The sequence below is a fragment of the Actinokineospora globicatena genome (assembly GCF_024171945.1).
In the GTDB taxonomy this organism is placed as follows: Bacteria; Actinomycetota; Actinomycetes; order Mycobacteriales; family Pseudonocardiaceae; genus Actinokineospora; species Actinokineospora globicatena.
Window position 1 is genome coordinate 2,467,295 of the sequence record NZ_JAMTCR010000002.1, and the last position, 26,363, is coordinate 2,493,657.

Here is a 26,363-nt window from a genome sequence, read left to right on the forward strand (position 1 = left end):
CGCACCACACCCCACTCGCGGCGTCCTCACGGAGGTACCGCAGCCCAGGTGCGCCCGTTCCAGTGATTCCGAGACGGATCGCCCGCCCTGAGGGCCTGCCTCCTGCTACGACTTCGCTCGGCTCGCTACTGAACGCCACGTCTCACCAGGAGCGCACCTCGATGGCCGGCACGAAGTCCAGCCTCCTCCCTCTGGTGGTCGTGGCAGACCTGGTGCTCTACGTCGGTGTGGACACGGTGACGAACACCCTGTCCGACCTGCTGGACGACTCCGAGCCTGTGCTCATCGAGGACAACGGCCACCAACTCCTCGTCGGCAGTGATGGCGCGACTGGGGTGGAGCAGTGCACGGCACGAACAGCACTGACCACCCGCGAGTGCGGCGACGTGAAGGTCGTGGTCATCGACGCCGGGAAGATGCCGTTCATCGCGCGCAACATCAAGCTGGCCTGGGGCGAGGGCAAGCCCTCAATCCTGCACCGGGAGTCGGCGAACTCCCGTGCCAAGCGGAGCAAGGTTTGCGGTGCGTCGTTCAAGAGGACCTATCCGCGTGGGTCTTGTGATGAGTTCGCCTTCGCGTCCAGTCGCGAGGGTGGCGCGGGTGCGCGGGCGGAGGAAGTCCACGAGGATGAGCAGAACTGCCAGGGTGGCACGATCAGCGCGGCCTACCAGCACTTGCCGATCAACGAGGGCGACGCTTGCCTGGTGGTCATCTCGAACCCGGCCAAGGTTGCCACTGGGCCGTGGACGGGCCAGGAGGTCAGGGTGACGCAGTGCTAGGACTGGAGCAGGTGCGCCGGTACCGGTGGGCGGATGAGGACCGGGACCTCGCGTGGACGTTGGGGGTTGTTGCCGGGCGGTCGGTTGACGAGGTCGTAGCTGCGTACGGGGGTGGGGCGGGGCAGGTGGGAGAGCGCCTGGTGTTCGCTGGTGCTCAGGTCGGGGCAGGCGAGTTGGGGGCGGTGTCGCTCGTCCAAGTGCTAGAGGTCGGCGAGTACGTGGTCGCTGTTGAGAACAACGGCTGGCGGGGGAAGGACGTCGGGGTCGCTCGGCGTGCTTCTGCGGCGGGCGGCGGGTTCATCAGCGTGTTCTGGAACCTCAACGCGAACTACAAGGTCACCCAAGCCGCCGATGGTGAGCTGTTGGCCTCGTTCGACCCGCTCACTGTCCAGCACCCCCCGCCGCCTGGGGAGGTCTACCCGCCCTGGATCACTGAGGTGGTGTTCACCGACACCGGGCTGCACGCCGCGTTGCTGGCGGTCGTGGAGCACCAGACCGGTCTGGTCATCGACCGGGGCTGGCTCACCACACCACTGCCGACCTACCGCGTGCCCGCCTAGATGCGGTGCGGCTGGTGAGCTGGCGGGAGTTGGCGCAGGGGCTTGCCGATGAGATCGCGGCGGAAGGGGTATCCCTCTCTTCTGACCTGCGTCGGGCGGTGGTGGAGACACCCCGACACGTGTTCGTGCCGTGGTTCTACACACAGGGGCCGGATCGGGCGTGGGTTCGGACGGGGGATGGGGACGAGGGCTGGCTGGCCGCTGTCTACCGGAATCAGCCGTTGGTCACCGAGCTTGCCACTACCGGGGCGGGGGATCGGGTGACGGTGTCGTCCTCGACCAAGCCGGGGTTGATGGTGCGGATGTTGGAGGCGTTGGACCTGGCCGACGGTCACCGGGTGTTGGAGATCGGGACGGGGACCGGGTACAACGCCGCCTTGCTGTGCCACCGGCTCGGGGAAGGGCGGGTCTTCTCGGTCGACATCGGTGCGGGCCTGGTCGTGGCGGCTGGTGAGCGGTTGCGGGCGCTGGGGTTGTCCCCGGTTCTCGAGGTAGGTGACGGCAGGCGGGGGTTGCCGGGGCACGCGCCGTTCGATCGGGTGGTCGGGACGTGTTCGGTTCCGGTTGTTCCGTGGGCGTGGGCCGAGCAGACGCGGGTGGGTGGGCTGGTGCTCGTCGACCTCAAACCCAGTGTGCACGCGGGGAACCTCGTGCTGCTCAAGCGCACCGCCGATGGACTCAGCGGGCGGTTCTTGCCGCGGTGGGCCGGGTTCATGGCGGCGCGGGGTGCGGACGTGGCGCCGGAAGGTGTTCGGGTGTACGGGGATCCGGCGTCCGGGAGCCGGTCGGAGACCACGTTGGCCGCGACACCGTGGACGGAGTTGGTGCCGTGGTTCCTCGCCCAAGCGGGGATGCCGGGCGAGGTGTCGGTCGGGTACAGCGGGTCCGGGTGGGCCACGCTCAGCGCCGTTGACGGGTCGTGGGCCTGGGCGCGGATGGTGGCCGATGGGGCTCGTGAGGTGCGCCAGGGTGGACCCGTGCGGCTGTGGGACCGGGTGGAAGCGGCGTACGGGGAGTGGGAGGCGCTTGGGCGTCCGGGGTGGGATCGCCTCGGGCTCACGGTTTCCGGGGATGGCGTCCACCGGGTATGGCTCGACGACCCCGGGAGCGGTGTCGAGTGGGTGTTCGCCGGGCCGCCCGTCCACTGAGGACTCTCATGGCGGCGTCAGACGTGGTTGGCGATGTAGAGGGCGGACGGGGCGAGCAGTGCGGTGATCGCCACGAGCCACAACAGGGCACCGTGTAGCCCCAGCCGACGGCGCGCGACCCGGTTCAGCCACACGAACCCGAACCCGACAGCCGCGCCGGACACCAGGATGATGACCACACTGACGCCAGCCTCGGCCTCGTGGAACGGGGCCGAGACCGTGCCCCAGACCTTGGCGCGCACGTAGTACGTCAGCACGAACGCCGTCACCAGTGGGATGATCGCCAAGAACGCCAGCACGGCATTGCCCACCGCCCACGCCACCCACGCGGTCACCGCGCGGCGTGTGGTCGTCGACTCCTCCACGACGCGAGCCTAGCGGCGGCGCGTTGTGCCACTCGAACATTCGGTACACACCGACCAACTCCCGGCTAAGACTGGGACCCCAGCGAGGCGCCTGGTTCCCAGTCCAGACAAGTCGGCCGCTGGCCGGTGTCGAGGTACTCGACCACGGCGGCCAACACCAGTTCGACTGGTAGTTCCGCGTGGGGTCGGATGTTCGCGGGGTGGAGTCCGGCGCTGTGGTACTCGACCCAGTCGACGTTGGTCCCCGTGGTCGGGACGAGCACCTCTGAACCGTCGTGCCACTGGAGGAATCCCACGGCGTTGTGCACACCGAAGGCCAGTGTCGGCCCTTCCGCCTCGGCCTCGGGGTCTGGCCGGGTCTCGCCCAGTTCCCACATCCACCCGACGTCCACCCCGGCCGCGTTGAGCGCCGCCACCTCACCGATCACGTCGACGTCGTCGGAGAGTTCATCTCGAGCGATGAAGCCTTGGTGCGTGATGGGCGGCAGCGAGTCGGTCACCACTTGGCCTTCCCGTGATATGTGTGCTTGAAAGGGTTGCCGTTCCTGTCAATTCCCAGGACCGTGAGCGTACGACCCGTCGGCAGGCATCGGGGGATCGACGTGTGGCACCCCGGAGGATCTCCTTGCTCGGAGCCGCAAGGGGCGTGATTGATGATCACCTGGCCGTGTCGGGTTCCCAGGCTCACCATCATGGCGATCACCTTCATCTCCACGTGGTGAGCCACGAACGCCGCACGCCGCGGGTCCAGGTCTGCCATCCGTTCAGCCGATGCCTCGGCCCACAGGTCGTTCGGGGTGGCTGTGATCTCGCCGATGTGAGCACCGTCGAGCTGGATCCACCCGGCGATCGGCATCCCCGAGCCGCGAACCACTCGCCTTTGGAGGGCTTCGTGGTACGGGCTGGCTTCCTCGGGGTAGAGGTCGCCGTGCTGGTTCGCGACGTAGGCGCCTGCCGGGCCGCGTACCGGGCTCGTGGGGCCTGGCGGAATGGTCCTCGGAGCAGCGCTCGTGGGCGAGGAACCGAGGCCTGTGGTCCGCGAGTGATGGGCGATGGCTTGGCCAACCAGGTCGATAGCCAGCCCCAGAGCTTCCCGGAGTGCGTCGAGCTTGGCCCGAACCTCCGCCAGTGACCGGGCCACCTCGCTGTGCCGGGCCGCGTCGCCCAGCAGGCGGCACGCCTCGGCTTCGATCTCGGCGACCTTCAGCTCGACACCGCGCGTCCAGCCCCGCTTCACCAACAGCCCATTGCGCACCTGTCGCAACCGCCGGATCTCGTTCGGGATCGCCACGAGTGGGACCTTCCGCGCGGAGGATCACGACGCTGGGAGTGTGCAGGCAGGTCGCCCGTCGGGGGGACGGGCGACCTGGGGGTCTACTTGAGGGAGGCCAGTGCCTCGGTCCAGGCGGTGGCGGGGAGGACGAGCAGGGCGCCGGTGGGGGATTTGGAGTCTCGGACGGCTACCACGCCGGGGTGGAAGCCGATCTCGACGCAGTTGCCGCCGTTGGTGCCGCTGTGGGTGGACTTGTGGAACGGGATGGTGGTCCAGTCGGGCATGGGGTCAGCTCCTCGTTGTGGTGGCCAGTAGGCCTGCCCACGCGGTGGCGGGGAGCACGATCAGGCCCGTGGTGGGGGACTTTGAGTCCCGAACGGCAACCAAGCCGGGACGGAACCCCACCTCCACACAGTCACCGCCATTGACATCGCTGCGGCTGGACCTGTGGAACGGGACCGTGGCCCAGTCATCCACCCTCGGTGCGGACATGATTGTCACTCCTTGTAGTTGCCGCCGTGGCGTACTCCTCCGCCACGGTTGCCACCAAGTGTCGCGATTCGACAGGGCCGAGGGCTACCCCCTGCAACCTTCCAAACAGCTCGCTGTAGCGGCGAACCGTCTCCGGTGGCTTGTCGAGATAGGCGGCGTCGGAGTACATCTCCAGGTAGACGATGTCATTGGCCATCTCATGGCCAAACCGGAAGATCGTGAACGTTGTGCTCAAGTAGTCGTAGGACTGGCTGTCGAAGGGGATGACCTGGAGGGTCACATTCGGGAGCACCGCCACCTCCACGAGGTGCCGCAGCTGCTCGGCCATGACCGCAGGCCCGCCGATCTGGCGTCGTAGCGCTGACTCGCTGAGCACGAATGCGAACCGGGCGGCGTTCTCCTTGGTCAGCAAGGTTCGACGATCGGCACGAACACGCAGGGTGTCATCCGCGACATGATCGGTCGGGTCGGCGCCTTGCGCGCCGAACATGGCTCGGATGTAGCTGTCGGTCTGCAGGATGCCGGAGACGATCTCTGTGTCGACCTTCATGATCTCGCTGGCGTCCGCCTCTAGGTCGCGGAACGCGCGGAACCAGCGTGGGCCTAGGTAGAGCGTGGTCTCCCCGGCTGGCCTGCCGCGCTTCGCCTTGGCCAGGCGGGCCAGTTCGCGGCACCACAGGCGGTCCTTCTCCGGGGCCTGGTACAGCTCCAGCAGCACGTCCAGGTCGGTCTTGTCGATGCCGATCTTCCCGGACTCGACGCGGCTGATCTTGTTGCCCGCCTTGCCCAGCTCCTCGGCGGCTTCGTCCTGGGTCAGACCAGCGAGTTCGCGGAGCCGCAGCAGCTCCGCGCCGAGCAGCCGCCGCTGCATGCTGATCGACCGCGATGGGCTCGTCATGGCCGTAGATCCTTCCACAGCCGATCACGTTGAGTGACCCGCACCGGTTCACTCGTTTAGGTGACTATACAAACTGTAGTTACACAATAAGCTCATCTGCACTGGGTAGCCCACGTCGCTGGCAAATCGTGAAGGTTCACATCTAGACCGGTAACCGTTGCGGCGATGGCACGATCCAGCGACGTCTGATATTAGCCTACAAAGGAGGTAATTTATGACCGCCATCGACCTGCCCACCCCGCCCGCCCCGCCGGTCTGCGACGAGCCCGAGTTCGCCGCCCTGCTCGCGGGCGCCGTCGCCGACGAGGCACCCCGGCTCTTCGCCGTCATCGAGGAGTTCGGCGAGCGGGTCGACGCCCGCATCGCCGCCTGGGGGATGGCCTTCGCCGAGCGCACCGAGCTGGTCGCGACCCACCGCTCCATCCGGATGAGCCTGCGCGACCCGGAGTCCGCCCTCGCCCTGTTCACCAAGCCGGAGCAGGTGCGCGCCCGGCTGATCTGGGTCGACCCCGACGCCGCCACCGACGAGACCTGACCTGACCGGTGCGCACGACGAAGAGGGGCCCGCTCCAGCTGAAGCGGGCCCCTCTTGGTAGCTAGAGATCTACGCGAGCTCCTGCGACCGCTTGATCCAGCGAGCCAGCAGGGACTCCGCGGCACCGCTGTCGATGGCCTCGGCCGCCTGGGTCAAGCCCGCTTCGAAGTCGGCGTAGAGGTCGCCGGTGAGCCCGCGGTAGGCCGCGATCGCGCCTGCCGCGTTGAGCACCACCGCTTCACGCACCGGCCCGAGCTTGCCGCCCAGCAGGTCGCGCACCACCTGCGCGTTGAACGGCGCGTCACCACCCCGCAGGTCGGCGGGCTGCGCGGCCGCGATCCCGAGGCGCGACGGGTCGAACGTGGTCGGCGTGACCGTCCCACCCGAGACGATCCACACCGACGTCGTCGTCGTGGTCGTGATCTCGTCCAGGTTGTCGTCGCCGCGCACCACCAGGACCGATGCCTCGGCCGAGCGGGTGGCGAAGACCTCGGCCATCACCGGTGCCAGCCGCAGGTTCGCGCAGCCGACCAGACCCGTGCGCGGCTGCGCCGGGTTCGTCAACGGCCCCAGGATGTTGAACGCCGTCGGGATGCCGATCTGCGCGCGCACCGGACCCGCGTGCCGCAGCGCCGGGTGGAACGCCGACGCCAGGCAGAACGCGATCCCGACGTCCCGCACCGATGTCGCGACGGCCTCGGGCGACAGTTCGATCGCGACGCCGAGCTCCTCCAGCACGTCCGCCGTGCCGCACTTGGACGACGCGGCGCGGTTGCCGTGCTTGACGACCGGCGCGCCCGCCGCCGCGGTGACCAGCGCGGTCATCGTCGAGATGTTGACCGTGTGCGCCTGGTCGCCGCCGGTGCCGACCACGTCCACCGCGTCGATGTCGGTGTGCACCCGGCGCGCGTTGGCCAGCATCCCCGCGGCCAGGCCGCCGATCTCCTGCGCCGTCTCGCCCTTGGCGCGCAGGCCGACCGCGAACGCGGCGATCTGCGCGGGGGTGGCCGACCCGGACATGATGTCGTTCATCGCCCAGGACGTGTCGTCCGCGCTGAGGTCACCGCCGTCGACGAGGTGGTTGAGCACCGACTTCCAGGTGCGCCCAGCCATCGTGCTCAGCCCCGCACTAACGGCAGCACCTTGGTGCGCAGCACGTCCGCGACGGTCTCGGCGGCGGTCAACGGGTCGAGCGGGTGCACGAGGACCGCGTCGGCCTGCGACCAGGTCGCCAGCCAGCGGTCGTCCTTGCGGCGAACGGCGATGACGACCGGCGGGCAGTCGGTGATCTCGTTCTTGAGCTGCCTGCACAGGCCGATGCCGCCGGTGGGCTGGGCCTCGCCGTCGAGGATGGCCAGGTCGATGCCGCCCGCGTCCATCTCCATCAGGACCTCGGAGACGGTGCCGACCTCCACGTAGGCCACCCGGCCGATGTCGGCGGCAGGCCTGCGGCCGATCGCTGTGATGATCGTCTCGCGCACCTCGGGCCGGTGGCTGAAGACCAGGATCTTCAGTGCTGCTGTGCTCATGCGCGGCGTCCTCCGTGAGCGAGTGAGCGAACCGCCACGATGTTATCGGTCTCACGTCACCGGGGTTGCAAGACGTCCCACCCCAGCGCGTCCCCACCCAGCCGGGTGGCCATGCTCGCCATCCGCGACCGCTCCCGCGCGCACTCCAAAGCGGTCACGACCTGCGCGCGAGCCGCCGTCACCACGGTGCGACCGGCCTGGTCCACGCCCACTTCCCGCAGGACGTAGCCGTCCTGGGCGACCAGCGCCGCCGCCTCGGCCAGCGCGGTCGCGGGCAGCGACAGGTGGTGGCGCAACACGGCCGATTCGGGCGGTATGAAGTCACTTGACCGGGTGAGCGCCGCGGACGCCGCCTCGGTGTCGTCGAAGCACTCGGCGACGACCACCAAATCCGGCGCGTCGACCGCCAACCCGGGCTGTTCCCCCTTGATGAACAGCGTACGGAGCCTGCCGAGAAACCCCACGTCCCCGCCCTCCTCCCCGCCACAGGGGTGTGACGCGGTCTACTCGCGACCCGACCGGGCGAGCCCACTACTCGCAAGACATAATGCGAGCCGTGACTGCAGCAGCGCCCTCCATTGGCCAGCGTGTGCACTCGCTGAACCGGCCGAACATGGTCAGCGTCGGCACCATCGTCTGGTTGTCCAGCGAGCTGATGTTCTTCGCCGGGCTGTTCGCCATGTTCTTCACCGTCAAGGCGCAGAACAGCACCGGCCACTGGCCCCCGCCACTGGCCGACGGCGAACCCGTGCACCTGGACGTCCCGTACGCGCTGCCCTTCACGATCATCCTCGTGGCCTCGTCGTTCACCTGCCAGCTCGGGGTGTTCGCCGCCGAGCGCGGTGACGTGTTCGGGCTGCGCCGCTGGTACATCGCGACCCTGGTGATGGGCGCGATCTTCGTCGGCGGCCAGGCCTACGAGTACTACAACCTGGTCAACGAGGGCGTGACCATCCCGTCCGGGGCGTTCGGGACGGTCTTCTTCCTCACCACCGGGTTCCACGGCCTGCACGTCATCGGCGGTCTCATCGCCTTCGTGTACCTGCTCATCCGCACCAAGCTGAGCAAGTTCACCCCGGCGCAGGCCACCTCGGCGATCGTCGTCTCGTACTACTGGCACTTCGTCGACGTGGTGTGGATCGGCCTGTTCGCGGTCATCTACCTGGTCCCATGACCGCGCCTGCGCCCGCAGCCGCCCAGCCCGCCACCACCAGCACCACCGGGCCCGAACCGACAGCAAGGGTTGCCGCTCTATGAACAAGAAACTGCCGCGCCGCGGCAAGCTCCGCAGGCGCGTGGCCGGTCTGCTTGCGCTCGGTTTCGCGCTGATGTCGGTCGGCGTCCTGTACTCCGCGTTCGCGCCGCAGCCACCGGTGGCCGTCGCCGAGGGTGACCCGGCCCTGGTGCGCGAGGGCGAGCAGATCTACAACACGACCTGCATCAGCTGCCACGGCGCCAACCTGGAGGGTGTCGCCGACCGCGGCCCCAGCCTGATCGGCGTCGGCGAGGCGGCCACCTACTTCCAGACCGCCACCGGCCGGATGCCCGCGGTGCGCCAGGAAGCCCAGATCGAGCGCAAGCCCCCGAAGCTCGACCCGCACCAGATCGACGCCATCAGCGCGTTCGTCGACTCCAAGGGCGGCGGCACCAAGCTGCCCGAGGAGTCCGGCAAGGACCTGGTCGGCGACAACCCGGCGCGCGGCGGCGACCTGTTCCGGCTCAACTGCGCGTCCTGCCACAACTTCACCGGCCGCGGCGGCGCCCTGTCCTCGGGCAAGTACGCGCCCAAGCTGGACGGCGTCACCGAGACCCAGATCTACGCGGCCATGCTGACCGGCCCGCAGAACATGCCGAAGTTCTCCGACCGGCAGCTCACGCCGGAGGAGAAGAAGGACATCGTCGCCTACGTCAAGTCGGTGACCGACGGCAACAACAACCCCGGCGGCAACCCGATCGGTGGGCTCGGGCCGCAGTCGGAGGGTCTGATCGCATTCATCGTGGGCATCGCCGCGCTGGTCGGTGTGACCCTCTGGATTGGGGCTAAAGCATGAGTTCCACCGACCCCCAGCAGCTGCCGAGCGAGGAGGAGCTCGCGGGCATGTCCCGCGAGGAGCTGGTCCGGCTCGGCGGCAAGCTCGACGGTGTCGAGATCATCGAGTACCCGGACCCGTGGCCGGTCAAGGGCACCCGCGCGGAGAAGCGCGCCGAGCGCCTGGTCGCGCTGTGGTACCTGCTCGCCGCCGTCGGCGGGCTCGCGTTCGCGGGCGTGTTCCTGTTCTGGCCGTCGGCCTACACCGCGCCGGACACCGACGGGTACTTCCTGTACTCGCTCTACACCCCGCTGCTCGGCGCCTCGCTCGGCCTGTCGGTCGCCTCGGTCGGCATCGGCACGCTGCTCTACACCAAGAAGTTCATCCCGCACGAGATCGCCGTGCAGCAGCGCCACGAGGGTGCCTCGGCCGAGCTGGACAAGGCCACCATCCTGGCGCACCTGGCCGACGCGGGCACCCGCAACGGCATCGCCCGCCGCTCGCTGATCAAGCGCACCGCCGGGCTCGGCGCGGGCGCGATGGGCCTCGGTGTCGGCGTGTTCGCGCTCGGCGGCCTGATCCGCGACCCGTGGGCGCAGACCGACTCGCCCAACTCGCTGTGGCACACCGGCTGGAAGTCCGACAACGGCGAGCGCGTCTTCCTGCGCCGGGCGACCGGTGACCCGGAGGAGGTCGTGCTGGTCAAGCCGTCCGACCTCGACGCAGGCGGCATGGAGACGGTCTTCCCGTTCCGCGAGTCCGAGCGCAAGGACCACGAGGCGCTGTCGAAGGCGCTCAAGCGCTCCGACAACCCGGTGATGATCATCCGGCTGCGCCCCGAGGACGCGGCCAAGGTGATCAAGCACCAGGGCCAGGAGGACTTCAACTACGGCGACTACTACGCGTACACGAAGATCTGCAGCCACCTGGGCTGCCCCACCTCGCTCTACGAGCAGCGGACCAACCGGATCCTCTGCCCGTGCCACCAGTCGCAGTTCAACGCGCTGGAGTACGCCAAGCCCATCTTCGGTCCGGCGACCCGCAAGCTGGCCCAGCTCCCCATCGCGGTCGATGAGGAAACGGGTTACCTTTATGCCAGGAGCGATTTCATCGAGCCGGTTGGCCCCGCCTTCTGGGAGCGCAAGTCATGAGTGCCATCACCTCGCCCACCAAGCCCACCAACGCCGCCCTCCGCGCGGCCGGTGGCGCGGCGAAGTGGGCTGACGACCGGTACCACCCGGCCCGTGGCCTGCGCCAACAGCTGAACAAGGTCTTCCCGACGCACTGGTCGTTCCTGCTCGGCGAGATCGCGCTCTACAGCTTCATCGTCCTGCTGCTGACCGGCACGTACCTGGCGCTGTTCTTCGACCCCTCCATGCAGGAGGTCGTCTACCAGGGATCGTTCGCCAACCTGCGCGGGCTGGAGATGTCGCGGGCCTACGAGTCCACGCTGATCATCAGCTTCGACGTGCGCGGCGGTCTGTTCGCCAGGCAGATGCACCACTGGGCCGCGCTGCTGTTCATGGCCTCGATCGTCACCCACATGTTCCGGGTGTTCTTCACCGGCGCGTTCCGGCGCCCGCGTGAGGTCAACTGGGTCATCGGCGTGAACCTGTTCCTGCTGGGCGCCACCGAGGGCTTCGCGGGCTACTCGCTGCCCGACGACCTGCTCTCCGGCGCGGGCCTGCGGATCATGTCCGGCCTGCTGCTGTCGATCCCGGTGCTGGGCACCTGGGTGCACTGGCTGCTCTTCGGCAGCGAGTTCCCCGGCGAGGACATCGTGCCCCGGCTCTACACGGTGCACATCCTGCTGCTGCCGGGCATCCTGCTCGCGCTCATCGGCATCCACCTGGCGCTGGTCTGGTACCAGAAGCACACCCAGTTCCCCGGGGTGCGGCGCAAGGAGACCAACGTCGTCGGCGTGCGCATCATGCCGGTGTTCGCGGTCAAGGGCGGCGCGTTCATGGCCGTCGTCGTCGGCGTCACCGCCGCGCTGGGAGGTCTCTTCCAGATCAACCCGATCTGGAACTTCGGACCCTTCAACGCCGCGCACATCTCGGCGGGCACGGTGCCCGACTGGTACATGGGCTGGACCGACGGCCTGATCCGGCTGTGGCCCGCGTGGGAGATCTACCTCGGGAACTACACGATCCCGGCGGCGTTCTTCCCGTTCATGCTGGGCCTGCCGCTGCTCGGTGGCATCGCGACGATGTACCCGTGGATCGAGCGCAAGTTCACCAAGGACTACGCGCACCACAACCTGCTGCAGCGCCCCCGCGACGTGCCGGTCCGCACCAGCCTCGGCGTCATGGCGATCACGTACTTCATGGTGTCGCTGCTCTCGGCGGCCAACGACGTGCTGGCGGAGAAGTTCTTCATCTCGCTCAACGCCACCACGTGGATGGGCCGCATCGGGCTGCTGGTGCTGCCGCCGATCGCGTACTTCCTCACCTACCGCATCTGCCTCGGGTTGCAGCGGTCGGACCGCGAGGTGCTCGAGCACGGCGTCGAGACCGGCATCATCAAGCGGCTCCCGCACGGCGAGTTCATCGAGATCCACCAGCCGCTGGGCCCGGTGGACGACCACGGCCACCCCATCCCGCTGGAGTACCAGGGCGCGGCGGTGCCGAAGAAGATGAACAAGCTCGGCTCCGCCGGTGCGCCGGTGCAGGGTTCGTGGCTGACGCCGGACCCGGCTGAGGAGACGGCGGCGCTCGCACGGGCCCGGGCGGCTGAGCACGCAGCGCATGCCTCGCAGGTCTCCGAGGGCTCGACCAAGGCCATCGAGGACCCCTCGAAGAAGCACTGAGTCATGAGTTCGTGTGGGGCGGCACCCGGTCGGGTGCCGCCCCACACGCGTTCGTGGCCTGCTCAACCGGTGCCACGCGTCGCGGATTCGCGATAGCCTCGCTGCCGTGATCCAGCGGGTGTTACGCGGCGTGACGGCGGTGGCTGTTCTCGGGCTGTGGCTGGCCGGGTGCGGCGCCGACCCGACGACCGCGGCGACCACCGGGGTGCCGCACCACGCGGTGGCGCTGCCGTCCGCTGGCGCTGGTGGGTCTGCTTCTGGTTCCCCTGGTCGTGAGGACTGCCCGTTGCCCCAGTCTGGTTTCGACTGCGACTTCCAGCGCCGCCTCGCCGCCGCCCAGGCCTACGCGTCGACCCGGCCGGGGACGGTGGGCATCGTGGTCCGGGACCGCCAGACGGGCGCGGTGTGGCGCAACGACCACGCGGGCGACATGACGTGGACGGCGTCGACCATCAAACTGGCCATGGTCGTCGACCTCCTCCGGCGGCACCGCGAACACGCGATCACCCTGTCCACCCACGACCGCGACCAGATGGCCGCCATGCTGCACAACTCCTCGGACGACGCCGCCACCTCCCTGTGGACCAAGTACGGCGGGGCGGACCACATGGCGTTCAACCGGTCGTTCCCCCGGTACGGGATGACGTCGCTGGAGCCGCAGCGGGGGTACAGCAAGGTCTTCCCGTACTGGGGCTTCCAGAAGTGCACCGCGGACGACCTGGATCGGTTGATCAACTACGTGCTGGTGGAGGTGCCGGGAGCGGATCGCGGGTTCGTCCTCGACCACATGCGCCAAGTCGCCGCGAACCAGCAGTGGGGCGTGTGGGGGGCGGGCCCTGCGGCGCACCCGGGCAACAAGGACGGCTGGTCCGAGGAAGACGGCGGCTGGGTGATGAACAGCGTGGGCTTCGTGGGACCCGGCGAGCGCTACACGCTGGCCATCATGAACAACCTGGCAGGCCGCGGCGGGTACGACGAGGGCCGACAGACCGACACCGAGATCGCCCGCTTGATCTTCGCAGGCCGCTTCTAGCCCGCTGGGTTTAGTCGTCGCCGATGGCGAAGGCGGCTTCGGTGTCGTGGCGGGAGAAGGAGCGGTAGGCGATGTGGGTGGCGGTGTCCAGGACGCCGGGGATCTTGCTGATGTGGCCGGGGATGAGGCGGGCCAGGTCCTCGTGGTCGGGGACCCGCAGGATGGCCACCAGGTCGATGTCACCGGCGCAGGAGTAGACCTCGGCCACGCCCTCCACGTCCGCGATCGCCTGCGCGGTCTCGGCGATGGCGTCGGTGGCGGCGCTGATCAGCACGATCGCGGTGATCATGGCGGGGGTCCCCTCTCGCGGGAGTGCTCGACCGGGTCAGCCTAGAGCAGCGGGGTCGCTACGCTCGTGACCGCGAGCCGAGGGAGAGGACACGGGGTGCAGACACCGGACGAGTGGCTGGCCGACTTCGAGGCCAAGGTCGCCGACCTGCAGCAGAAGGCCACCGACTTCAAGCAGGCCGTCGAGTCGTCGGCCACCACCATGACCTCGCCGGACGGGGCGATCTCGGTGACCGTGGCCCCCAACGGCGCGCTGACCGGGCTGGCGCTGACCGATGTCGCGCTCGGCGGTACCGGCAAGGCGCTCGCGGAGCAGATCATGGCGCTGGTCGTGGCCGCCCGGCAGAGCGCGGCCGACGGCGTCGCCCAGGCCTTCGTCCCGATCGGCGGCGCGGCGGACGTCGTGCAGCACATCGAGGTGGCCCCGGAGTCCACTGAGTCCATTGAGGACACCAAGCCCCGGCGGCGTGCGGTTGCCGACGAGGAGGACTACTCGGAGTCGACGCCGGTGTACAAGAACAACGACAGCTGGTGAGGCCCGCTCAGCCGTCGCTCCCGAACGCCTCCCCGCCACCTGGCCCGTGGTCGACGGCCGGGGTGGCGGGGACCGGTTCGGCGAGGTAGCGGGCACGGTCGTCGTCCCAGGCCCGGAGGCCGTACAGGGCGATGGGGAGGTAGTCGGCGTCCGCGGCGTCCGCGTCCAGGCGGGTCACGGTGGGGATCTCGGTCTTGAGCTGAGCGATCGCGACGGCGCTCAGCGGGCGGTTGGTGGGTTTGACCCGGCCGTGCAGCCAGAGCCAGGCGCCGATGGTGGGCATGAGCACGTAAGACCCGAGGGTGCTGACCACCACGCCCTTGGCTCCGGAGGCGAACACCACGACCACGAACACGACACCGGCGAGCGTGAGCACGCCGAACGGTGCGGTCACGGTGATCAAGGCGGTGGCGAACCGGTCCCGCGCGGGCCGCAGGTTGCGCCGCAGCAGGTCGAGTTCGATCTCAGGAGGTGGCTCGGGCCAACCCCGGCTCGTCAGCAGGGGGACCCCGGGGTGGTCGTCGGCCTGGCGGGCGGCCTGCTCCGCCAGTGCGTCGTCGCTGGTGGGGCCGGTGCGGGTCGCCGTGCCGTCGGGGTGCACCTCGATGTCGCCGCGCACCACGGCCCGGACCACAGCCAGCTGCCGCAGCCTGGGGGCGTACCCCACCAGGGCCGCGACGCCGCTCGCGTCGAGCCCGGCGACGTCGAATCGACCCCGCCCACGGGCCCAGCGATCAGTGAGCAGCACGAGCCCGACCACCACCAGCAGCAGACCGAGGTGGACGGCGACGTAGGTCCAACCAGACTCTTCGGACATGGCCGTGAGTCTGGCAGGCCGCCCGGGATTGTCGGTGGGGTGATCTAGCTTCGACTGCGATGAGCACGCCGATGGGTACCCGGGCGCAGCTGGCGTTTGATGAGTTGGGCACGCCGTTGCGGGATACGACGTTTGTGGTTTTCGACTTGGAGACCACCGGGGGTAGTGCGGAGCAGGACGCGATCACCGAGTTCGGGGCGGTGAAGGTGCGCGGCGGGGAGGTGATCGGGGAGTTCGCGACGCTGGTCGATCCCGGGCGGGGGATTCCGCCGGAGATCGTGCAGCTCACGGGGATCACGAACGCCATGGTGTACACGGCGCCGCGGGTTGATGAGGTGTTGCCCGCGTTCCTGGAGTTCGCGGCGGGGTCGGTGCTGGTCGCGCACAACGCCGGGTTCGACGTGGGGTTCGTGAAGGCGGCGTGCCAGCGGCTGGGGTACGCGTGGCCGAAGCCCGCGGTGGTGTGCACGGTGCGGCTGGGGCGGCGGGTGCTGAGTCGCGAGGAGGCGCCCAGCTGCAAGCTCTCCGCGTTGGCCCAACTGTTCCGGGCGACGACCACGCCGATCCACCGGGCCCTGGCCGACGCGCGCGCGACCGTCGACGTGCTGCACGGGCTGCTGGAGCGGGTCGGGTCGCTCGGCGTGCAGTCGCTGGAGGAGCTGCTCGACTACATCCCCGAGGTGACGGCAGCCCAGCGGCGCAAGCGGACCCTGGCCGAGCACGTCCCCAACGAACCCGGCGTGTACCTCTTCCGCGGCCCGTCCGACGAGGTGCTCTACGTCGGCACCGCCACCGACCTGCGGCGACGGGTCCGGCAGTACTTCACCGCGAGCGAGACCCGGCGACGACTGCGGGAGATGGTCGCGCTCGCCGAACGGGTGGACACGATCTCTTGCGCGCATCCGCTGGAGGCCGAGGTTCGCGAACTGCGGCTGTTGTCGGCGCACAAGCCCGCTTATAACCGGCGCTCTAAGAACCCACGGCACGGTTGGTGGGTAGTGCTGACTGACGAGCCGTTCCCGCGGTTGTCTCTAGTGCGCAAACCACGTGACGGCGCTCTTGGACCGTTCCGCGCGCGGGGGCACGCGGAGGAGGCGATGGCTGCGCTGCAAGAGGCGACTGGCATCCGACCGTGCACTATGCGGATCGCGGCTCACGGCGGGGAGTCGTCGTGCGCCTTAGCGGAGCTTGGCCGGTGTAAGGCGCCGTGTGTGGGTGGGCAGACGGTTGAGGAGTACGCGCCCGCCGTCGAGTCGGCGGTCTCGTTGGTGGCTGGCCAGGATCTGGCGCCGTTGCACCGGTTGCACCTGCGGCTGACAGACCTGTCCGCGACGCAGCGGTACGAGCAGGCAGGGGCGGACCGCGACCGCATGCGCTCGTTGATCCGGGCGTTGGACAAGGGGCAACGGCTGAGCGCGTTAGCCGCCGTCGGTGAGCTGGTGGCGGCGCGGCCGGACGGGGCTGGGGGCTGGGAGTTCGCGGTGGTCCGACATGGCCGACTGGCGTCCGCCGGGGTGGCGCGTCGAGGGGTGTCGCCGATGCCGGTGGTGGCCGCTCTGGTGGCCTCCGCTGAGACGGTGCTGCCTGAACCGGGACCACTGTTCGGCGCACCAGCGGAGGAAGTCGGCGTCGTCCTGCGCTGGCTCGACAAGCCCGGCACCCGAATGGTCCAGTGCTCACAACCCTGGACCGAACCCGCCCAAGCCGCCGCCCGCTGGCGCCCCTGGCTAGACCGCGCCGACCACGCCCGGGCCTCCACCCTGCCCCGGGACTGACATCACCCTCGACCGCGGGGCCTCGCGACGCTGTGAAGCGAGTGGCGAACTTGATCGATAAAGAACTAAGAATCCGCAACTTGGCGTAGTTTGTCTACACTTACAAGTGAACGGTCATGCTGTTGCAACTGTCGGTCGTTGGGTGGGTGAGGTGCGATGTCGGCGTTGGTGTCCACGAACGAGCGTGATGTCCTGCTCGCGAACGAGGACGATCAGCGGGCGGCGAGGGCACTGATAGGACGGCTGTCCGAGGTTCCGCAGTTCACCGCGGAGCCCGCGGCGGCGGACCCCGATGGCCAGGTGCGGGTGCCCCGTGCGCTGTCGGCGCTCATCGCCCACGTCGTTCGCGCCGTCGCGCAAGGGCACACGATCACCGTCAGTTCCATGCCGGAAGAGCTGACCACCACCACAGCGGCGAACCTCCTTGGTATCTCGCGCCCCACCCTGATGCGCAAGATCGCCGCAGGGGACATCCCCGCGCACAAGGTCGGCTCGCACACCCGGCTGCTGACAGCCGACGTGCTGGCGGAGCGGGAAGCACGCAGGCAGCGGCAGATCCAGGCGCTCGCCGATCTCCGGGAACTCGAGGACGAGGGCTGATACCCGGTCGACCGAGCGCTGACGCGTCGGTGCCAGTCGCTAGCCTCGTTCGGTGATCATGCGAGTGTTCGTTGACGCGAACGTTCTCTATTCCCGCACCCTGCGGGACTGGCTCGCCCTGGGGCAGTCGCTCTCGCCCGGTGAGGTCTACCGCGTCTACTGGACCGAGGACGTGCTCGCGGAAACGCTCTACCACCTGCGTCGGGACCACCCCGACTGGGACGGCGCGAAGATCGCCAAGCTTCGAGACCGGCTCGCGGCGGTCTTCGCGGACGGTCGCGTCGAGGACTTCGTCGTCGACGATTCGTACCAGGGTGCGGACGGCAACGACCGGCACGTGCACGCGGCTGCCGTCGCTTGTCGGGCCGATGTGCTCCTGACGGGTGACAAGGGGTTCGCCGTCTCGGGCGCGGAGGCGGACGCGTTGCCGTACGAGGTGTACCGGCCTGACGAGTTCTTCCTGCTCGTGGACGACATCGCGCCGCGGTTGGTGGCTGGGGTGACGCGGGAGCAGACGGAGTACTACCTGCGGGTGGGTGGGGGTAGTGCTGATCTCGCGGAGAAGTTGAGTGGTGCTGGTTGTCCCAGGTTCGCTGAACGGGTCCGGGCGCATCAAAGTCGGCTGTCGCTCTTCCCGGCTCTGATGGGTGAATAACGCGAGTAGGCGCGAGGGGGGTTGGGGCTGGTCGGGGGTGGTGGGCGCGGTTAGTCGGTGGGGGGTGGCGGTGCACGGCTAGCCTTATGGGATGGCACTGTCCTCGCTGCCCGAGCCCCCCGCGGGGTCGGAGTCGTCCACATCGGACGATCCGGGTCCTGTTGTGGAGTGGTCGGGGCTGCCGGAGCCGGTTCGGGGGCGGTTGGCCGAGGTGGGGGCCGAGGCGGTGGGGGCGCTGCCGAAGGTGGACGTGCCGCAGCAGTTGCGGGCGGTGGCTCGGTTCGCGCCTGCCAAGCGGGCGCGGCTCGGGGGGTCGGCGATCATCGCCGGGTTGCGGGATGTGCCGGGGTTCCGGACGGCCGTGGTGCAGTGGTGCCGCGACCACAAGCCCGCCGCGCTCGACCTCGGGGGGGACGACCCGGTGGCGGTGGCCGCCGCGGCGGTGTTGCTCGGTGAGGAAACCGCCGTGCACTACCTGGAGTTGGTGTCGCGGCGGGCGTCGGACTCGTCGTTGCGGGCGGAGCGGGACGCGGCGGTGGCGCGGTTGCGCAAGGTCGAGGCGGAGTTGGACCGGGTGAAGACGGAGTTGTCCTCGTCCACCGGTGCCGCCGACCAGGTGCGGGCCGAGGGTGAGGTCGAACTCGAGCGGTTGCGCAAGCGGCTGCGGGAGCAGGGGGCCAAGTTGCGTGCCGCCAAGGACGCCGCCGTCGCCGCTGAGGCCGCTGTCGAGGTGGTCCGGGCCGAGGCGAGTGCTGAGGTGGCCGCCCTGACCGAGCAGCGCGACCGGGACCGGGAACGCGCCGAGAACGAACGTGCCCGGGCCGCGCGCGCCGAGGCCGATGCCGAGATCGCCCGGCAGTCCGCGCGGGAGGCCAGGCAGGCTGACGAGGTGCGGCTGGCGTTGCTGGTCGACACCCTGGACGGCGCCGTGACCGGGTTGCGTCGTGAACTGGCGCTTGGCGGTGGGGGTCCCCGGCCGGCCGACCTCGTGCGTGGGGCGACGGCGGCGCAGGGGGTTGTCGGGCGGGTGGAGGACCCGGCCGCGTTGGAGCGGTTGTTGGCGCTGCCCGCTGTGCACGTGGTGGTCGACGGGTACAACGTCACCAAGACCGGGTACGCCGAGCTGTCGCTGGCCGACCAGCGCGACCGGCTCATCCGCCAGCTCGCCTCGCTCGCCGCGCGCACCTCCGCCGAGGTCACGCTGGTGTTCGACGGAGCCGGGGTGGTCGCCGTCCCGGTCACCGCGCCGCGCGGGGTCCGGGTGCTCTTCAGCGACCCCGGCGTGCTGGCGGACGACGTCATCAAGGCCCTGGTCACCGCGGAACCCGAGGGCAGGCCGGTGGTGGTGGTCACCTCCGACCGCGCCGTGGCCGACGCGGTGCGCAGGCGCGGGGCGCACCCGGTGCCCTCCGCCGTCCTGCTGGCCAGGCTGGGCCGCGTGTAGCCCCGTGCGGTCCGCGCTCGCGCTCGGCGCGGCGGTGCTGCTGGCACTGCCGAGCCACCCGGCGCGCGCCCAGACCGCCCCGGACGATCCGCCGCTGGCGACGCAGGTCCAGGCCGGCCTGACCCAACGTGCTGCGGCGCGGACCAACCTGCCGCACATGGCGCTGGCCCAGACGGGGCGAACCCAGGTTGGCCCAGTGCAGACCGCGCCGACGCAGGAAAGTCTTGCCCGCGTCCGTCCAACGCGCGGAGGGCCGCTCCAGGCCGCGCTGGCCCAGACCAGTCCGGGACAGACCAGTCCGGCGCCGGGGGATCCGCCGCAGGTTGAGGCGGGGGTGGGGCCGGGGGAGGTGGTGCCGGATGTTCGGCCGGGGGAGGCGTTCGCTGATCCCAAGGTGGCGGCGTTGCAGCGGACCGCGACCGACGTGCAGCGGGAGTTGGCGAATCTGTCTCAGCTCGCCCACACAGCGCAGGTTGAGTTGGACAAGGCGGCGGAGCAGGTTAGTGGGGCTACGGCTCGGCGGGTTGAGGCTGAGCGGGTGGTGGCGGGGCAGCAGGCTGAGGTGGATGCGTACACGTCTGCCTTGTACTCGGCGCTGGGTAGGCCTGACGGGGTGCGGGTGCTTCTTACGGCAGGTAGTCCTGACGACTTCCTGGCGGGGAACTCGCTCATAGGCCGGTTGCGCAGCGATCTGGATGCTCGTCTTGGTGCCGCGGTCGACCGTCAGCAGGTGGCGGCGCGGGCCGAGAGTGACGCTCTCGGCGCGCAGCGCACGGCATCCGAGCGCAAGGCAGAGCTAGATCGGCGTAGTTCCGATGCCTCTAACCGTGCGGCGGCAGTGTCGTCCGAGTTGCGGGGGCAGTTGGCGGATACCGACGCCGCTGTGGTCGCGCTGCAGAAGGCGCAGCAGGAGCGGAACGCGACGACCGCGGCGAACTGGAAGGCTTACACAGACCGGCTTGCTGCGGCTGGGGTGGTGGCGCCGAAGGCCGCGGACCTCCGTGATCCCAACCAGTTGCCCGCCGGGTTCCTGCCCCTGGTTGGCACTACCGGTGGACGGCAACCCGGTGTGGCGCAGGTGATCGTGGGCGGTGATCGCCTGTTGGTGCTACCTGCCGAGACACAGAAGGCGGTGACCCTAGCGGTCGGCGCACTCGGGAAGCCCTATGTGCCAGGCGTCGGTGGTGAAGGTCCTACGGCGTTCTCGTGTGACGGGCTAGTCCGCGCAGCCTATGCATCCGGTGGAATAACCCTGCCCGGGGCCGTAGGTGAGCAGTACGGGGTTCTTACGCCAGTCACCGACCCTCGCCCCGGGGACGTCGTCTTCCTCGGCCCGGCGAGACTGGGCGCACAGGGCGTGGGGATCGTCCTAGACGAGAAGTCCATGATCGCCGCTGACGCCAGGTTGGCCGGTGTGATCGTGGCAGATCTACCTGGCGTGGATACCGTCCTCGGCTTCGGTAGGCCCTCCCTGGCGTTCCGAGACCCCCAGCAGGCACCCAAGGCGACCGACGGTGGGCTTACCTGGCGCTGTGGCGGTGTCCAGCTCCCCGCCCGGTCCGCCGGAGAGGCCGCCAGCGCCTGGGGTGGCTACCCGAACGGTCTTATCCCGCTCACGGCCCTCTGCCCCATCGGCGTCGCTAGTCACGCTCTGCGGTGCGACGCTGCACAGGGCTACCAGGCGATGTCGGCTGCGTTCGCGACCGCGTTCGGCCGCCCACTATGCGTCACAGATTCTTACCGGGCGTACACCGCGCAAGTGCGGCTCTACGCGGTCAAGCCCGCTTTGGCCGCCGTTCCGGGAACCAGCAATCACGGGTGGGGACTCGCGGTCGACCTCTGCGGCGGGGTCCAGACCGCCGGATCACCCGAATACGCCTGGATGATCGCCAACGCCCCGGCGTTCGGCTGGTCCAACCCGCTTTGGGCGCGCCCCGGCGGCGGCCGCGAAGAACCGTGGCACTGGGAGTACGTGGCCGCCTGAGCCCCTATTGATCGACTCGTTCGGGGTAACTTCTCGAACAGGTGAGCGAAATTGTCGGTGCCCTCTCCTAATCTCGACCTTGATCGACGGCACTGGGGCAGCGGAAGGGGATGGACCATGATCATCGACTGCGACACCTGTGAGGTCCGCGGCGACGCGTGCAAGGAATGCGTGGTCACCGCCCTGCTCGGGGCGCCACCGGCGATCGACCTCGACGAGCGCGAGTGCGCGGCCATCGACGTCCTCGCGCACGCGGGGATGGTGCCCAGGTTGCGGCTGATCCCGATCGAGAAGTCCGCCTGAGGCACCGACACGCCCGGGGTGAATCCGGCGCGCGGTGAGTGGTCGGTTCGCGCGCCGAGCGGTTTGTCCGATCCGCCACCTGCGGGTGAACTGCGCTGTTGTCGTCATCACAGACGGCAGTCGGCACTGCTCCGTTGGGGTTTTCCAGCGGTCGGCAAACCTTTTTCGCCCCGGCCGGTGGACGCGTGGGCTTACTTTTCGTAACCTGTCCGAGATCTCGCGGCCCGCAGCCACCACCCCGAGGTGGCGACGCGAGATCGCCGCCGAATCGGCCCCCTCCCCGGGCTGAACCGGATTCCCCCACGGTGGGGCTGTCCTCGATCGGGCGCGCTGTGGCCGAGCTGTTGTGGCCGTGCCGCACGCGCCGACCTGGTCGGGTGGTCCCCGGCGCCTCACCGCGCCGGGATCGTGATCGGCCCCGTCGGCGGTGCGACTGACGAAGGAGTACGCGCGACGTGTCGTCGCATCGACTCAAACGTGCCAAGCGCGGTGCCCTGACGGTCACGGCCGTCATCGCCGTGGTCGCCTTCTCGCCGTCCCCCGCCTACGCCCAGCCGCCCGCGCCGCCGACCACCGCGTCCGAGGCGCTGGCGAAGTACCAGGAGCTGAGCAAGCAGGCCGAGAAGGTCAACGAGGACCTGCTCAAGGCCCAGGAGGACCTCAAGACCAAGCAGGTGGAGTACGACAAGGCCACCAACGACGTCGCGCTCGCCGCGGCCAACGAGAAGCAGGCGCTCGCGCTGGAGGAGCAGTTCCGCGGCCAGGTCGACCTGCTGGCCAACGCCTCCTTCCAGGGTGCCCGGTTCAACAAGATCTCCGCGCTGCTGACCGGTTCGTCGGCCGACGACTTCCTCGAGCGCGCCTCCGCGCTCAACGTGCTCGCCGAGGACAACCAGGAAGCGCTGGAGAAGTACACGACGGCGGTGACCACCGCCGCCGACTCGCGCAAGCTCGCCGAGGACGGCCAGCGCCGGGCCGCCGACGCGAAGACGGCCGCGGAGAAGCTCGCCGCGGACGTCACCAAGACCAAGAACGACCTCGAGGGCCAGAAGAAGGTCGTCCAGGAGACCTACAGCAAGCTCTCCTCCAAGGAGAAGACGACGCTGGAAGGCCCCAAGGACGACGGCGTCTACCTCGCCCCGGCTGGTGCGGCCGGTCGCGCGATGGACGTCGCCCTCGCCCAGCGCGGCAAGCCGTACGTGTGGGGCGCCGAGGGCCCGGGCAGCTTCGACTGCTCCGGCCTGACGCTCTACGCCTACGCCGCCGCAGGCGTCAGCCTCCCGCACTCCAGCCGGGCGCAGTACGGCTACGGCAAGTCGGTCTCGCGCAGCGAGCTGCAGCCCGGTGACCTGCTGTTCTACGGCGGCAGCGCGAGCTCGATCCACCACGTCGCGATGTACATCGGCGGCGGTCGGATCGTGCACGCCTCCACCTCGGGCGTGCCGGTGAAGACCGACACCGTCGAGGGCGGCGGCCGCGACTACCTCGGTGCCAAGCGCATCGTCGGCTGAGGTAGCGCTACCAGCACTGAACGGACCCGGGGCCAGCATCGGCCCCGGGTCCGTTCGTTTTCCCGCGCGCGTGGTCGCCTCTTAGGGGTCTCGGCCCTAGGATTTGCCGGTGGCCACCAGGGCGAGGGCGAGGGCGTGGTTGAGCGCGGCGGTCGCCGTGCTGACCCTGGCCGGGCTCACCGTGGCGAGCCTGCCCCAGCCGCCGGTCGAGCAGCCCGGCCAGGTCGGGCAGGCCCAGCCGATGGGCGCCATCCCGCCGCCGAGCGAGTCCGAGGAGACCGAGACCGCCGAGCGCGCCACCGCCGTGGACGACCTGCTGCACCGGCGGGCCACCGCGCTGGTCGGGCGGGACGAGGCGGCGTTCACCGCCACCCTCGACCCGCAGGCCGACCCGGCGTTCCTCGCGGAGCAGCGCGCGCTGTTCGCCAACCTGGCCGACATCCCGCTCGACACGTGGTCCTACCTGCTCAGACCCGACGACACGCTCGACCTGACGACCCTGCCCGCGCCCGCCGCCGACCCGTCGGCCGAGCTGTGGGCGCCCGCGGTCGAGCTGCGGTACGCGCTGCGGGGCATCGACCAGACCCCGACCACCCGGCCGATGGGGTTCCTGTTCGCCCAGCGCGCGGGCACCTGGTACCTGCGGTCGGACTCGGCGCTGACCGACCTGGGCAGGCGCAGCTGGCGCGGCCCGTGGGACTTCGGGCCCTGCGTGGTGACCCCCACCGAACACGGCCTGGTGGTCGCGCACCGGGGCAGCCAACCGATGGTCGACCGGCTGGTCCGCGAACTGGACTCCTCGGTCGCCGCCGTCAGCCAGGTGTGGGGCGACGACTGGCCCAAGCGGGTCGCGTTGATCCTGCCGGACAGCCCGGTGGAGATGCGCGCCCTGGTCGGGCCGGACTTCCCGGTCGAGTCCGTGGTCGCGGTCGCCATCGCCGACCGGGTCGACACCGCGCGGCACACCGCCACCGGGCAGCGGGTCGTGCTGAGCCCGACCGGCGCGCGGGCGTTGTCGGTCGCGTCGCTGCGGGTGGTGCTGCGGCACGAGATCACCCACGTCGCCGCCCGCGCCGCCACCGTCGACGGGTCGCCGATGTGGCTGCTGGAGGGCTTCGCGGACTACGTCGGGTACCGCGACAGCGGCATCACCCTCGCCCAAGGCGCCCCTGACCTGGCGAAACGGGTCCGCGACTCGGGTCCGCCCGCCGCGCTGCCCGAGGACCGCGACTTCCGCGCCCGCGACCGCAGCCTGGACCTGGCCTACCAGCAGGCCTGGTCGATCGTCCGGTTCCTCGCCGACCGCTTCGGTGAGCCGAGGCTGGTCGAGCTGTACCGGGAACTCGCCGGGGCCGGTCCGATCTCCGCCAGCGACACCGACGACCTGCTCCGCCGCGTCATCGGGGTGGACCGGGCAGGCCTGCTCAAGCAGTGGCAGTCGTACCTGCGCGCGACCCTGCGCTGAGCAGGGCTAAGTTTGACGGGTGCGCAAGACCCTCCTTGTCACCAATGACTTCCCCCCGCGACCGGGGGGCATCCAGACGTACCTGCACTCGTTCGCCAAGTGGCTGCCGGACCTCGTGGTCTATGCGCCCGCGTGGGAGGGCGCCGAGGCCTTCGACGCCGCGCAGCCGTTCACGGTGGTGCGGCACCCGGGCAAGCTGATGGTGCCGACGCCCGCCGTCGCCCGTCGTGCGCGGGAGATCTTGCGGGCCGAGGGGTGTGACTCGGCGTGGTTCGGTGCCGCCGCTCCGTTGGCCTTGTTGGCCCCGGTCTTGCGAAAGGCCGGTGCTCGGCGGGTTGTGGCGAGTACGCACGGGCACGAGGTGGGCTGGTCGATGCTGCCGGGGGCGCGCCAGTCGCTGCGCCGCATCGGATCGACTACGGACGTTGTCACTTATGTGAGCGGGTACACGCGGTCGCGGTTCGCTGCCGCTTTCGGGCCTTCGGCGGCGCTGGAACTGCTTCCGTCCGGTGTGGACACTGAGCTGTACCGACCGGACGCGGGGGCTCGGGCGTCGATCCGGGCACGGCACGGGCTGGGTGATCGGCCGGTCGTGGTGTGCGTGTCCCGGTTGATGCCGCGCAAGGGGCAGGACGTGCTGATCCGGGCGCTGCCCGAGATCCGGTCGCGGGTCCCCGGGGCGGCGTTGCTGTTGGTGGGCGGAGGGCCGTACCGGTCGCGACTGGAGAGCATCGCGGCGCAGGCTGGGGTGACGGAGCACGTGGTGTTCACCGGGGCGGTGCCTTGGGAGGAACTGCCTGCCCACTACGCCGCTGGGGATGTCTTCGCGATGCCTTGCCGGACGCACGGCAAGGGGCTGGACGTCGAGGCGCTGGGGATCGTGTTCCTGGAGGCGGCGGCTACTGGGCTTCCGGTGATCGTCGGCGACTCCGGTGGGGCGCCGGAAACGGTGCGGGACGGGGTAAGCGGGCACGTCGTCAACGGGCGGGCGGTGGCCGACATCGCCTCGCGGATCGCGGACCTGTTGGCAGACCCGGCTTTGGCCAGTGAGATGGGCGCGGCCGGGCGGCGGTGGATGCAGAAGGACTGGACCTGGTCTACGCGCGCTGCCCGGTTGCGTCACTTGCTTGACGGGGAGACTGTTTACCGGTTTAGCGCCAATTAGGGGTTTCCGGCGGGAACGCGTCCGCGTAGGGCGCTAGGACCGCCATGCCTTCGGCGATCGCTGCTGCTGCGGCGGTCTTGGCCAGCGCTTGGATCTCGGCAGCCAGCTGGGTCGCGGTCATCCGGCGTTGGGCCATGCCCAGGGTTAGGGCGATCAGCTTGCCTTCTAGGTTCACGGTGACCTCTATGCCGTGCTGACCTGTGGCGGAAGCCGTGATGGCATTGAGTTGCTGGGCGACGCTCATGATGTCCGCCAGGTGTTCGCGGGTGGTCTGGGGGTGCGGGCGTGCGTTGCTGGGGTGCACGCCGTCTGGGGTGGCGTTTCGCTGAGGGGACGGTGCCTTGCGTGCGCTGGGGCTGGGATGTGGTTG

At 69.8% G+C, this 26,363-nt stretch carries 31 protein-coding genes; 19 read left to right on the forward strand and 12 right to left on the reverse strand.

Features of this window, described 5'->3' with window-relative positions:
• Positions 1–161: 161 nt before the first annotated feature.
• The 3 genes from LV79_RS11120 to LV79_RS11130 are packed head-to-tail and all read left to right on the forward strand — an operon-like array spanning position 162 to position 2,487.
• A complete protein-coding gene (locus LV79_RS11120) occupies positions 162–779 on the forward strand; it encodes a NucA/NucB deoxyribonuclease domain-containing protein (RefSeq protein WP_253834768.1) in 618 nt (205 codons plus the stop codon).
• A gap of 11 nt (positions 780–790) precedes the next feature.
• Positions 791–1,339: a DUF6461 domain-containing protein gene (locus LV79_RS11125; RefSeq protein WP_253835992.1), complete on the forward strand. Its 549-nt coding sequence runs from the start codon at positions 791–793 to the stop codon at positions 1,337–1,339.
• 14 nt (positions 1,340–1,353) lie between these two features.
• Positions 1,354–2,487, forward strand: coding sequence for a methyltransferase domain-containing protein (locus tag LV79_RS11130; RefSeq protein WP_253834770.1), 1,134 nt, complete (start codon positions 1,354–1,356; stop codon positions 2,485–2,487).
• Positions 2,488–2,504: 17 nt separating this feature from the next.
• Here the strand turns inward: LV79_RS11130 and LV79_RS11135 are convergent, their stop codons facing one another.
• From LV79_RS11135 to LV79_RS11160, 6 genes are all read right to left on the reverse strand, one after another.
• Entirely contained in the window at positions 2,505–2,852 is a 348-nt protein-coding gene (locus LV79_RS11135; protein WP_253834773.1) for a hypothetical protein, read from the reverse strand.
• A gap of 65 nt (positions 2,853–2,917) precedes the next feature.
• Positions 2,918–3,352, reverse strand: coding sequence for an Imm1 family immunity protein (locus tag LV79_RS11140; protein ID WP_253834776.1), 435 nt, complete (start codon positions 3,350–3,352; stop codon positions 2,918–2,920).
• On the reverse strand, positions 3,349–4,143 hold the full coding sequence (locus LV79_RS34395; RefSeq protein ID WP_253834778.1) for a DddA-like double-stranded DNA deaminase toxin: 795 nt from the start codon (positions 4,141–4,143) through the stop codon (positions 3,349–3,351). Before LV79_RS34395 ends, LV79_RS11140 begins: the two co-directional genes overlap by 4 nt.
• A gap of 83 nt (positions 4,144–4,226) precedes the next feature.
• The gene (locus LV79_RS11150; protein ID WP_253834781.1) at positions 4,227–4,409 is read right to left on the reverse strand and encodes a DUF397 domain-containing protein; all 183 of its coding nucleotides are present in this window, start codon (positions 4,407–4,409) and stop codon (positions 4,227–4,229) included.
• A gap of 4 nt (positions 4,410–4,413) precedes the next feature.
• Entirely contained in the window at positions 4,414–4,617 is a 204-nt protein-coding gene (locus LV79_RS11155; protein ID WP_253834783.1) for a DUF397 domain-containing protein, read from the reverse strand.
• Positions 4,595–5,515 carry a helix-turn-helix domain-containing protein gene (locus tag LV79_RS11160; protein ID WP_253834785.1) on the reverse strand — a complete coding sequence of 307 codons (921 nt, stop codon included), beginning with the start codon at positions 5,513–5,515 and terminating at the stop codon, positions 4,595–4,597. The genes LV79_RS11155 and LV79_RS11160 overlap by 23 nt, the downstream gene beginning before the upstream one ends.
• Before the next feature lie 214 nt (positions 5,516–5,729).
• Between LV79_RS11160 and LV79_RS11165 the strand changes: the two genes are divergently transcribed.
• Positions 5,730–6,050, forward strand: coding sequence for a hypothetical protein (locus tag LV79_RS11165; RefSeq protein WP_253834787.1), 321 nt, complete (start codon positions 5,730–5,732; stop codon positions 6,048–6,050).
• A gap of 69 nt (positions 6,051–6,119) precedes the next feature.
• On the opposite strand, the gene trpD is transcribed toward LV79_RS11165, so the two are convergent.
• From trpD to LV79_RS11180, 3 genes are read right to left on the reverse strand one after another with little or no spacing between them, the layout of a single operon-like run.
• A complete protein-coding gene (gene trpD / locus LV79_RS11170) occupies positions 6,120–7,163 on the reverse strand; it encodes an anthranilate phosphoribosyltransferase (RefSeq protein WP_253834789.1) in 1,044 nt (347 codons plus the stop codon).
• A 5-nt stretch (positions 7,164–7,168) separates the two neighbouring features.
• Positions 7,169–7,579 carry a hypothetical protein gene (locus LV79_RS11175; protein WP_253834791.1) on the reverse strand — a complete coding sequence of 137 codons (411 nt, stop codon included), beginning with the start codon at positions 7,577–7,579 and terminating at the stop codon, positions 7,169–7,171.
• Between the two features lie 56 nt (positions 7,580–7,635).
• Entirely contained in the window at positions 7,636–8,043 is a 408-nt protein-coding gene (locus LV79_RS11180) for a hypothetical protein (protein ID WP_253834793.1), read from the reverse strand.
• Between the two features lie 83 nt (positions 8,044–8,126).
• On the opposite strand from LV79_RS11180, the gene ctaE reads away from it, so the two are divergent.
• The 5 genes from ctaE (at position 8,127) to LV79_RS11205 (ending at position 13,451) form a co-directional block, all read left to right on the forward strand.
• A complete protein-coding gene (gene ctaE, locus LV79_RS11185; RefSeq protein ID WP_253834794.1) occupies positions 8,127–8,753 on the forward strand; it encodes an aa3-type cytochrome oxidase subunit III in 627 nt (208 codons plus the stop codon).
• A 79-nt stretch (positions 8,754–8,832) separates the two neighbouring features.
• A complete protein-coding gene (gene qcrC, locus LV79_RS11190) occupies positions 8,833–9,630 on the forward strand; it encodes a cytochrome bc1 complex diheme cytochrome c subunit (RefSeq protein ID WP_253834795.1) in 798 nt (265 codons plus the stop codon).
• Positions 9,627–10,760 (forward strand): cytochrome bc1 complex Rieske iron-sulfur subunit, encoded by a 1,134-nt coding sequence (gene qcrA, locus LV79_RS11195; protein WP_253834796.1) that lies wholly within the window; start codon positions 9,627–9,629, stop codon positions 10,758–10,760. Before qcrC ends, qcrA begins: the two co-directional genes overlap by 4 nt.
• A complete protein-coding gene (gene qcrB, locus LV79_RS11200; protein ID WP_253834797.1) occupies positions 10,757–12,418 on the forward strand; it encodes a cytochrome bc1 complex cytochrome b subunit in 1,662 nt (553 codons plus the stop codon). The genes qcrA and qcrB overlap by 4 nt, the downstream gene beginning before the upstream one ends.
• A 106-nt stretch (positions 12,419–12,524) precedes the next feature.
• Positions 12,525–13,451: a serine hydrolase gene (locus LV79_RS11205; RefSeq protein WP_253834798.1), complete on the forward strand. Its 927-nt coding sequence runs from the start codon at positions 12,525–12,527 to the stop codon at positions 13,449–13,451.
• Between the two features lie 10 nt (positions 13,452–13,461).
• Here the strand turns inward: LV79_RS11205 and LV79_RS11210 are convergent, their stop codons facing one another.
• Positions 13,462–13,740: an Lrp/AsnC family transcriptional regulator gene (locus LV79_RS11210; RefSeq protein ID WP_253834799.1), complete on the reverse strand. Its 279-nt coding sequence runs from the start codon at positions 13,738–13,740 to the stop codon at positions 13,462–13,464.
• Between the two features lie 96 nt (positions 13,741–13,836).
• On the opposite strand from LV79_RS11210, the gene LV79_RS11215 reads away from it, so the two are divergent.
• Positions 13,837–14,274, forward strand: a complete 438-nt coding sequence (locus LV79_RS11215) for a YbaB/EbfC family nucleoid-associated protein (RefSeq protein ID WP_253834801.1) — start codon at positions 13,837–13,839, stop codon at positions 14,272–14,274.
• A 7-nt stretch (positions 14,275–14,281) separates the two neighbouring features.
• Here the strand turns inward: LV79_RS11215 and LV79_RS11220 are convergent, their stop codons facing one another.
• Positions 14,282–15,091 (reverse strand): hypothetical protein, encoded by an 810-nt coding sequence (locus LV79_RS11220; RefSeq protein ID WP_253834811.1) that lies wholly within the window; start codon positions 15,089–15,091, stop codon positions 14,282–14,284.
• Positions 15,092–15,150: 59 nt separating this feature from the next.
• Between LV79_RS11220 and LV79_RS11225 the strand changes: the two genes are divergently transcribed.
• The 9 genes from LV79_RS11225 (at position 15,151) to LV79_RS11265 (ending at position 25,993) form a co-directional block, all read left to right on the forward strand.
• Positions 15,151–16,866: a DEDD exonuclease domain-containing protein gene (locus tag LV79_RS11225; protein ID WP_253834812.1), complete on the forward strand. Its 1,716-nt coding sequence runs from the start codon at positions 15,151–15,153 to the stop codon at positions 16,864–16,866.
• 156 nt (positions 16,867–17,022) lie between these two features.
• Positions 17,023–17,466 (forward strand): helix-turn-helix domain-containing protein, encoded by a 444-nt coding sequence (locus LV79_RS11230; RefSeq protein ID WP_253834813.1) that lies wholly within the window; start codon positions 17,023–17,025, stop codon positions 17,464–17,466.
• A 58-nt stretch (positions 17,467–17,524) separates the two neighbouring features.
• Entirely contained in the window at positions 17,525–18,121 is a 597-nt protein-coding gene (locus LV79_RS11235) for a PIN domain-containing protein (protein ID WP_253835994.1), read from the forward strand.
• Between the two features lie 91 nt (positions 18,122–18,212).
• Entirely contained in the window at positions 18,213–19,565 is a 1,353-nt protein-coding gene (locus tag LV79_RS11240; protein ID WP_253834814.1) for an NYN domain-containing protein, read from the forward strand.
• A 4-nt stretch (positions 19,566–19,569) separates the two neighbouring features.
• Positions 19,570–21,549 (forward strand): D-alanyl-D-alanine carboxypeptidase family protein, encoded by a 1,980-nt coding sequence (locus tag LV79_RS11245; protein ID WP_253834816.1) that lies wholly within the window; start codon positions 19,570–19,572, stop codon positions 21,547–21,549.
• 117 nt (positions 21,550–21,666) lie between these two features.
• A complete protein-coding gene (locus tag LV79_RS11250; RefSeq protein WP_253834818.1) occupies positions 21,667–21,852 on the forward strand; it encodes a hypothetical protein in 186 nt (61 codons plus the stop codon).
• Positions 21,853–22,307: 455 nt separating this feature from the next.
• Positions 22,308–23,363 (forward strand): C40 family peptidase, encoded by a 1,056-nt coding sequence (locus tag LV79_RS11255; protein ID WP_253834820.1) that lies wholly within the window; start codon positions 22,308–22,310, stop codon positions 23,361–23,363.
• A 109-nt stretch (positions 23,364–23,472) separates the two neighbouring features.
• Entirely contained in the window at positions 23,473–24,828 is a 1,356-nt protein-coding gene (locus LV79_RS11260) for a peptidase MA family metallohydrolase (RefSeq protein WP_253834822.1), read from the forward strand.
• 19 nt (positions 24,829–24,847) lie between these two features.
• Positions 24,848–25,993: a glycosyltransferase family 4 protein gene (locus tag LV79_RS11265; protein WP_253834824.1), complete on the forward strand. Its 1,146-nt coding sequence runs from the start codon at positions 24,848–24,850 to the stop codon at positions 25,991–25,993.
• Here LV79_RS11265 and LV79_RS11270 read toward each other — a convergent pair.
• Positions 25,980–26,237, reverse strand: a complete 258-nt coding sequence (locus LV79_RS11270) for a hypothetical protein (RefSeq protein ID WP_253834826.1) — start codon at positions 26,235–26,237, stop codon at positions 25,980–25,982. The genes LV79_RS11265 and LV79_RS11270 overlap by 14 nt on opposite strands.
• Positions 26,238–26,363: the final 126 nt, after the last annotated feature.

Bases quoted from the DNA above. Each gene is read 5' to 3' on its own strand.
- LV79_RS11120 (WP_253834768.1), top strand. From the start codon at position 162: ATGGCCGGCACGAAGTCCAGCCTCCTCCCTCTGGTGGTCGTGGCAGAC.
- LV79_RS11150 (WP_253834781.1), bottom strand. From the start codon at position 4,409: ATGCCCGACTGGACCACCATCCCGTTCCACAAGTCCACCCACAGCGGC.
- LV79_RS11155 (WP_253834783.1), bottom strand. From the start codon at position 4,617: ATGTCCGCACCGAGGGTGGATGACTGGGCCACGGTCCCGTTCCACAGG.
- LV79_RS11160 (WP_253834785.1), bottom strand. From the start codon at position 5,515: ATGACGAGCCCATCGCGGTCGATCAGCATGCAGCGGCGGCTGCTCGGC.
- LV79_RS11165 (WP_253834787.1), top strand. From the start codon at position 5,730: ATGACCGCCATCGACCTGCCCACCCCGCCCGCCCCGCCGGTCTGCGAC.
- trpD (WP_253834789.1), bottom strand. From the start codon at position 7,163: ATGGCTGGGCGCACCTGGAAGTCGGTGCTCAACCACCTCGTCGACGGC.
- LV79_RS11175 (WP_253834791.1), bottom strand. From the start codon at position 7,579: ATGAGCACAGCAGCACTGAAGATCCTGGTCTTCAGCCACCGGCCCGAG.
- ctaE (WP_253834794.1), top strand. From the start codon at position 8,127: ATGCGAGCCGTGACTGCAGCAGCGCCCTCCATTGGCCAGCGTGTGCAC.
- qcrC (WP_253834795.1), top strand. From the start codon at position 8,833: ATGAACAAGAAACTGCCGCGCCGCGGCAAGCTCCGCAGGCGCGTGGCC.
- qcrA (WP_253834796.1), top strand. From the start codon at position 9,627: ATGAGTTCCACCGACCCCCAGCAGCTGCCGAGCGAGGAGGAGCTCGCG.
- qcrB (WP_253834797.1), top strand. From the start codon at position 10,757: ATGAGTGCCATCACCTCGCCCACCAAGCCCACCAACGCCGCCCTCCGC.
- LV79_RS11210 (WP_253834799.1), bottom strand. From the start codon at position 13,740: ATGATCACCGCGATCGTGCTGATCAGCGCCGCCACCGACGCCATCGCC.
- LV79_RS11220 (WP_253834811.1), bottom strand. From the start codon at position 15,091: ATGTCCGAAGAGTCTGGTTGGACCTACGTCGCCGTCCACCTCGGTCTG.
- LV79_RS11225 (WP_253834812.1), top strand. From the start codon at position 15,151: ATGAGCACGCCGATGGGTACCCGGGCGCAGCTGGCGTTTGATGAGTTG.
- LV79_RS11230 (WP_253834813.1), top strand. From the start codon at position 17,023: ATGTCGGCGTTGGTGTCCACGAACGAGCGTGATGTCCTGCTCGCGAAC.
- LV79_RS11235 (WP_253835994.1), top strand. From the start codon at position 17,525: ATGCGAGTGTTCGTTGACGCGAACGTTCTCTATTCCCGCACCCTGCGG.
- LV79_RS11240 (WP_253834814.1), top strand. From the start codon at position 18,213: ATGGCACTGTCCTCGCTGCCCGAGCCCCCCGCGGGGTCGGAGTCGTCC.
- LV79_RS11250 (WP_253834818.1), top strand. From the start codon at position 21,667: ATGATCATCGACTGCGACACCTGTGAGGTCCGCGGCGACGCGTGCAAG.
- LV79_RS11270 (WP_253834826.1), bottom strand. From the start codon at position 26,237: ATGAGCGTCGCCCAGCAACTCAATGCCATCACGGCTTCCGCCACAGGT.